Origin of the sequence: Methanobrevibacter curvatus, assembly GCF_001639295.1 — an archaeon.
Classification (GTDB): domain Archaea; phylum Methanobacteriota; class Methanobacteria; order Methanobacteriales; family Methanobacteriaceae; genus Methanoflexus; species Methanoflexus curvatus.
This window is the reverse complement of the sequence record NZ_LWMV01000083.1, coordinates 24991-31992: the sequence shown is the minus strand read 5'-3', so window position 1 is coordinate 31992 and position 7002 is coordinate 24991. Positions and strand designations below refer to the sequence as shown.

General features: G+C 25.9%; 5 protein-coding genes. 3 read left to right on the top strand and 2 right to left on the bottom strand.

Going from position 1 to position 7002, the window contains the following annotated elements; genetic code table 11:
• Positions 1-399 precede the first annotated feature (399 nt).
• Entirely contained in the window at positions 400-609 is a 210-nt protein-coding gene (gene xseB / locus MBCUR_RS02220; protein ID WP_067089682.1) for an exodeoxyribonuclease VII small subunit, read from the bottom strand.
• A gap of 109 nt (positions 610-718) precedes the next feature.
• On the bottom strand, positions 719-2029 hold the full coding sequence (xseA, locus tag MBCUR_RS02215; RefSeq protein WP_084269413.1) for an exodeoxyribonuclease VII large subunit: 1311 nt from the start codon (positions 2027-2029) through the stop codon (positions 719-721).
• Positions 2030-2423: 394 nt separating this feature from the next.
• On the opposite strand from xseA, the gene MBCUR_RS02210 reads away from it, so the two are divergent.
• The 3 genes from MBCUR_RS02210 (at position 2424) to MBCUR_RS10245 (ending at position 6265) form a co-directional block, all read left to right on the top strand.
• Positions 2424-4415: a hypothetical protein gene (locus MBCUR_RS02210; protein WP_157077567.1), complete on the top strand. Its 1992-nt coding sequence runs from the start codon at positions 2424-2426 to the stop codon at positions 4413-4415.
• A gap of 42 nt (positions 4416-4457) precedes the next feature.
• Positions 4458-5789, top strand: a complete 1332-nt coding sequence (locus MBCUR_RS02205; RefSeq protein WP_067089676.1) for a hypothetical protein — start codon at positions 4458-4460, stop codon at positions 5787-5789.
• A 311-nt stretch (positions 5790-6100) separates the two neighbouring features.
• The gene (locus tag MBCUR_RS10245) at positions 6101-6265 is read left to right on the top strand and encodes a hypothetical protein (RefSeq protein ID WP_157077565.1); all 165 of its coding nucleotides are present in this window, start codon (positions 6101-6103) and stop codon (positions 6263-6265) included.
• The last annotated feature ends 737 nt before the right edge of the window (positions 6266-7002 follow it).

Here is a 7002-nt window from a genome sequence, read left to right as displayed (position 1 = left end):
CTTATCAGAACTACAGAAATGAAAATAAATGCAAAATAAACTGGAATTTCACTAAAGAAAATGCTGATAAAAAATTATCAAAATACTATACTTAAATAAAAAATATGAAAATTAAATTGTCTTAACACTATTTAAAGTATTAATACATGTCTTTATAAAAAATAAATATTTAAAAATAATTATAATTAAATGTCTAAAAATAATTATTTTTAGTAAATAGACATTGAAATTAATTAAACTAGAATTTTATTAAATATTTATATTTATTTTTATAATAAAATTCATTATAACTTTATAGATTTAATTTTAACTTAATTAATTAAATTTAGAAAACTAGATTTTCGAATTGCTACACAGCCATTTAATGATTGTAAATATTCTAAAAAATTTAAAAATAAATCATTCTTCTTTAAACTCTGCTATTGTACCATTTTCATGGACTATTTTAACTTTTTCTGCTACTTCTTTTAATTTTTCATCACAGTCTCTAATTAAAGCCATTGCATCGGTGTATTTTTCAATAGCTTTTTCTAATGGGACTTCTCCACTTTCTAATTCTTTAACAATTTCTTCTAATTTATTTAATTTGTCTTCAAAACTTTCACTCATTTTATTTCTCCTTAAATTTTAGTTTATTAATTTATTAGTTTACTAGTTACTAATTTATTACTTTATTAGTTTATTTTACTTTATTTTAATTTATTTCAATTTATTTAGCTCATTTAGTCTTTGGATTGATTTTTTTAATTTGGCTTTTAATAATACCATCTTTTACTTCAATGTCTAATTCATCATTTATACTTAGATTTTTTACTGTGGAAATAATTTTATCTCCTTTTTTAATAATAGAATATCCTCGATGAATAGTTTCTAAAGGGTTAAGAATTATTATTTTTTCATTTAACCTCATCAGCTGGTTTTTAGATTCCTTAATCTCTTTTTCCATATATTCGTTTAAGTTTTTAAATAGCTTTTCTTTTGTTTCTTGAGATTTATCTATTTTTGCTTGGATTAATTGGATTAATTTATCAAATAAAAAACCCATTTTTTCGGTTTTTGCTTGATAAAACATCATAGGGTCTTTTAAAATATGTTTTTCCATGATTTTCTTTAAAATTAAATCATATTTTTCTAAAGTCTTCATAATAGATTTTTTAAGTCTAATTTTATTTGTATCTAGTCTATTTTCAACTTCTATTATATTTGGAACAGCTTGTTCTGCTGCTGCTGTTGGTGTTGGTGCTCTTAAATCAGATACAAAATCTGAAAGTGTAGTGTCAGTTTCATGTCCAATTGCACTTATTATTGGAATATTAGACTCACTAATTGCTCTAACTACTATTTCTTCATTAAATGCCCATAAATCTTCCATACTTCCTCCACCACGTCCAACAATTAGTACATCAATATCAAATTTTTCAGCCATTTTTATTTTTTCAATTATTTCGTATTTAGCATTATTTCCTTGAACTAAACTAGGAAAAAGAATTATTTCAGCAATTGACCATCGTCTTTTAACTGTTGTGATTATGTCCCTTATCACTGCTCCTTTAGGAGATGTTACAACTCCAATTTTTTTTGTAAATGGTGGAATTATTTTTTTTGGTTTTTGAAACATCCCTTCTTGTTTTAATTTCTTTTTTAATTCTTCATATTTAAGATGTAGATTTCCAAGCCCATCCTCTTCCATTGCACTTACAATAAATTGATATCTTCCATGTGCTTCATAAATATCTACTTTTCCACTTACAATAACTTTCATTCCATTTGATGGTTGGAAATTAAGGCTACTACTTGCATATGAAAACATAACTGATGGAATATAACTTTTTTCATCTTTTAATCCAAAATAATGGTGACCAGATGGATATTTTTTATAATTAGAAATCTCTCCTCTCAAATTTATGTTTCTAAGTTTTCTATCACTTGATATTTTTGCTTTTAAGTATGATGTTAAATGGCTAACTGTAAGAATATTATCATTGGTCATTTTTTCATTCCACATTCTAATATTTTTCTGCTTATTCATATTTTTATTATATTATATATTTAAAAATATTATATATTTAAAAGTTGTTTTTTTTTAAATAATTATTGCTTATTATTATAATTAGAGAGTTATAATTGTATTTGTTATTAGTATTTATATTTAAATAGTATAATTTAGTAGATTTTATGGGTTTTTAAATGATTTTTTTTAAGAAAACTTTTTTTTAAAGGTATATCATATCAATTAGATGTAGTATAATAATTATTTCATGAAATTTTCAGAGAATCATTTTAGAAAAAATCATAACAACATTTATATATTATTAATTTTATACTAATAATTATTAATTCAAATTAGGAGGAATATTTTTCAAATTAAAATGATTTAGGTTAAGATGGATTTAGATTTTTTTGTAATCAATTTGGTGTTTAAAATGTGGGATAATAAAAATGATATAAATGAAAGTGTAATAATTCAAGGGGAACAATTTTTCTCTCAATTGTTTAACTGTGGGAGAATTTCCAAGTTTCTCTTGATGATTATGGTTGTTTTTTCTATTTTCTTTTTTTTATCTAGTGCTTCTGCTGCTGATGTGTATTTAACTGTAGATGAAATTTGTGATGTTTCTGCTGTAGTAAGCAAATATACAGCAGATAATAATAAAATTCCATCTGCTATGAAAGTTACCAATAAAACTTTTAATGATGAAGACTATTTATATCTTGCCACAAGAACTATTGTAAATGCTAACAAAGGCAAATATAACACTGTTAAATTGGTTAATATTAATAATCCAAGCCCAAGTGGTAGTTTACAAGGCACTTTAACTAAAGCACAGTATGTTAATTTAGCAGGTTCAATAAATACTTACATTTCAAATAATAATAAACCTCCTGCTTATGTTACATATAATGGAGGTAATGCACGATATGAAACTTTAGTTTATGGCTTTTCTAATATTATTGTTTATGCTGACAAACATGGAACATTACCATCCTCTCAGTATTTTAAAAATATCAATGGAATAAATAGTGCAACAGCTAGTACTGATACTGTCAAGCCAACAAGTTCTAGTTCTTTAGCTGGTGGATGGTATAACAGTGCTAAAAGTGTAGTTTTAACTGCTAAAGATAACAAAGACACTGCTCCAAAAATTGAATATAAACTTAATGGTGTAAGTGGCACACCTAAAGCAAAAACCGTTACTATAAGCTTACCTGCAGGTTCTCATTCTCTTGTATATAGAGCAGTTGATAACAATAACAATTTAGAAAGTTGGAAAACAGTAAATTATTATATTGATAAAGTTAAACCAACAGTTTCTACTAATTTAGCTGCTGGATGGTATAATATATCAAAATCAGTAATTTTAACTGCTAATGACAATTTAGATTCTAAACCAACATTATATTATAAAGTTAACAATGGAGCACTGCTTAATAAATCAAAAATTGTTACTCTATCATTAGCTGGAGGTACACACACGATTCAGTATTATTCTAAAGATGCAGCAGGCAATGTAGGATCTACTGTTACTGTAAAATACACTATAGACTTAAATGTTCCAACGGTTTATAGTAATCTTGGTGGTGGTCAATATACTTCTTTTAAATCTGTAAACTTTACTGCTAAAGATAATTTGGATCCTAATCCTACTATTTATTATAGGATTAATAATGGTGCTTGGAGTTCTAAGTCAAAGTCTACAGTTTTGTATTTGGTTGAAGGTGCTTATAATGTTCAATATTATTCTAAAGATCTTGCAGGTAATGTTGGTTCAACTAGTACTGTAAATTATGTTATTAATTTAAATAATTCAATAATTCCTTTAAATTACACCATTACGATTCCTAATTATGTTAATGTGACTTTTGATGGTATGGTTTATAATAATTCTTCATATGTTATGAAATCAGGTAAGGGAGGCATTATTAAATTACCTTTTTCAAGAGAACTTAGTGTTAGAGTGTTAAATAAAACCTATATTTTTTCATACTCTCCAGTAAATGGTCTTCATATTCCCAACAATTATACAAATTTTAATATCACCAATGGTGATTCTTATTTTGTATTCCTTAATGGAACTAAACCAGTTAAACTTAATTCTTTGAACAAGTTACCAGTAAATCCATCTGGTATTTTAGTTAAAGCTTTAAATGATTTAATGACATTTACATACTACGATTATGTTAAATGGGATGTTAATCAATTTAGTGTTATTTATATTGGAGATAATTTTTTGAGGGTTAATGGAAGTTTTGAACTAATTGATTTTATTTTGAATGGAATAAATAAATCAACAATTGTTTTCAGTGATGCTCGCTATATTTTTGAGGACTTTGGTTTAAGGCAACAACTGCATTATAATTATGTTTCTACTCCTAATTGGACAACTTGTAGTTATGATAAGTTCACATCAAATTAGCTTAATGTTCTAAGATACACTAATACTAAAGAAAAATTAGGAATGATCAAGATTAATAATGTAACAATAATAAATCGTGGTGCCTCACAGGAGAATATAACTACTGTTTTAAACATAAATAATAAAATAGTAAATAAGACTGAAACAATTGGTTATAATGGTTCTAGATGGGATCCTAATGGTTTTGAATTAATTCAAAGTTTTGCAATAGTTAAAAATAAAGTAACTAATGACATGGTTAGATATTGGGTGAATCAAAATGTAAGTTATCCTGTTGGGCCTTTGAAAGCATCTTATGGGACATTTTTAACTGGATTAACAACCATATGGCTTAGTGATAAGTTGGCAGATCTCCATAAAGCTAAATTTAATGTAACTTGGGATAGAAATAGTAGCATATTTGTAATGGCTGGTGTAAACAATGTGGGAGGGGCTTATATCCACATCCCAGATGCAACCATGGGAATGAAAATTAAAAGTAACAATGAGTCGAATATAATTGGTTTTAAATTTATTAATTCAATATTCCTATCAGAAATTGAGGGTTATGCATTAAATTTAACAGGAAATCCCGTTAATTCTGCCTTTGATAATATTATGAATGCAATGATAAATTATAATTTTAGCATTATCCGTGAGGGAGATTTAGTGATCATTTTAGCCGAAGATGGAAGTAATTCATTAATGGTCATAAATACCACTTCTGGCTTAGTCAAATGTTTTGTTGTTACAGATAAGTTTGCTTATAAAGGAGCCCTATCTGGATTAGGATTTAATATTATTAGCAATATAGTTAATACTTTTTGGTGTTTTCATAATCAGCTTACAAATAATCTTATTAATAATATAAACAATTTATTGAATAATATAATGTCATCGCTAAATCCAGTAGCCGAGGATCTCATGGATTTCTTTTCAACTTTCAGTAAAATCAACATTTCTAACTTTAGTGCATTCACAGGACAGTATGCATTCGATACATTGAAGCTTGTTATAGGAATAGGGGGATTAACATGTTCATCTCCTCTAATTTTTTTAGGTGGTTTGTCTTTAGTGTTAATTGCAGAAGGGGAATTTATTGTACATATAAGAGATGGTGTCCTACCTGCAGATGGTTGGCAATACATTAGTTATCATCCATCTGGTATTTTTGGTCATAGTAAAACATTTGTTCTATTGAATAAGGTTACACATAAGATTGATTATATTGAGGTTCCTTTTAAAGGTAATTGGGAATATGATAGAGACAATGCAATGTATATAGATGCTAAAACTGGTGCAAGAAAGTTGTCAAGAGTAGAAACCTATAAATATTTTTCTAGGGATTATGGAAGTCCATGGGATTGGTTTGGCTCTGAAAGAATTCTATATTAATAAAAAGTAAGATAAAGATACCATGATAAATGAAGATAATTTTTTAAAAATACTGTATTTCCTATTAATGGTTCAGATTTTAGTTGTTTTAATAATATTTTTAATCACTGATATTCCAACAGTTTTTTACTATTTATCCCCAGGGATTAGTTTAATCATATTATATATTTACAAAAAAAATAAAAAATTTAAGATAGAAAAAATAAAAAATTTTAAATTCCATGAAAATTTAATTGTTATCTCAACCTTTTTTTTATTTTTTGTAGTAAATTTACTTTTTAGTTGGAGAAATTAATGTTAAAAATTAATAAATGGAGCATATACAATGTAAAACATTTAACAGTAAAACATTTGTTCTATTAAATAATGTCGCACACAAAATTGATTATATTGAGGTTCCTTTTAAAGGTAATTGGGAATATGATAGGGATAATGCAATGTATATTGATGCTAAAACTGGTGCAAGGAAGTTGTAAAGAGTAGAAACTTATAAATATTTTTCTAGAGATTATGGGAGTCCATGGGATTGGTTTGGCTCTGAAAGAATTGGATTTTAATGTAATGTGAGATAAAGATACTATGATCAATGAAAATAATTTTTTAAAAATAGGGTATTCATTAGTAATAATTCAGCTTTTAACTGTTTTAGTAATAATCTCCATCCATGATATTCATATAGCTTTTTACTATTTATCTTTGGGGATTAGTTTGGGGATTAGTTTTGTTATATTTTACATTTTTGGTAAAAATAAAAAATCTGCGATGGAAAAAATCAAAAATTTTAAATTCCATCAAAATTTAATTAGCATCTCAAACATTTTTTTATATTTCATAGTATTAATATTCCATAATTGGAGAAACTAATATTAAATTAGTAAAATGACTTATATATATCAGTAAAAGATTTGTTCTATTAAATAAGGTTACACATAAAATTAATTATATTGAGGTTCCTTTTTAATGCAATTGGGAATAGGATAGGAACAATACAGTGTATATAGATGTTAAAGCTGGTGCAAGAAAGTTGTCAAGAGTAGAAACCTATAGGTACTTCTCTAAAGATTATGGAGTCCATTGTGATTGGTTTGACTCCAAAAAAATTCTATATTAATAACAGCTAAGATAAGATACTATGATAAATGAAAATAACTTTTTAAAAATTGAGTATTCATTATTACTAGTTCAATTTTTAACTGTTTTACTAATATTTTTA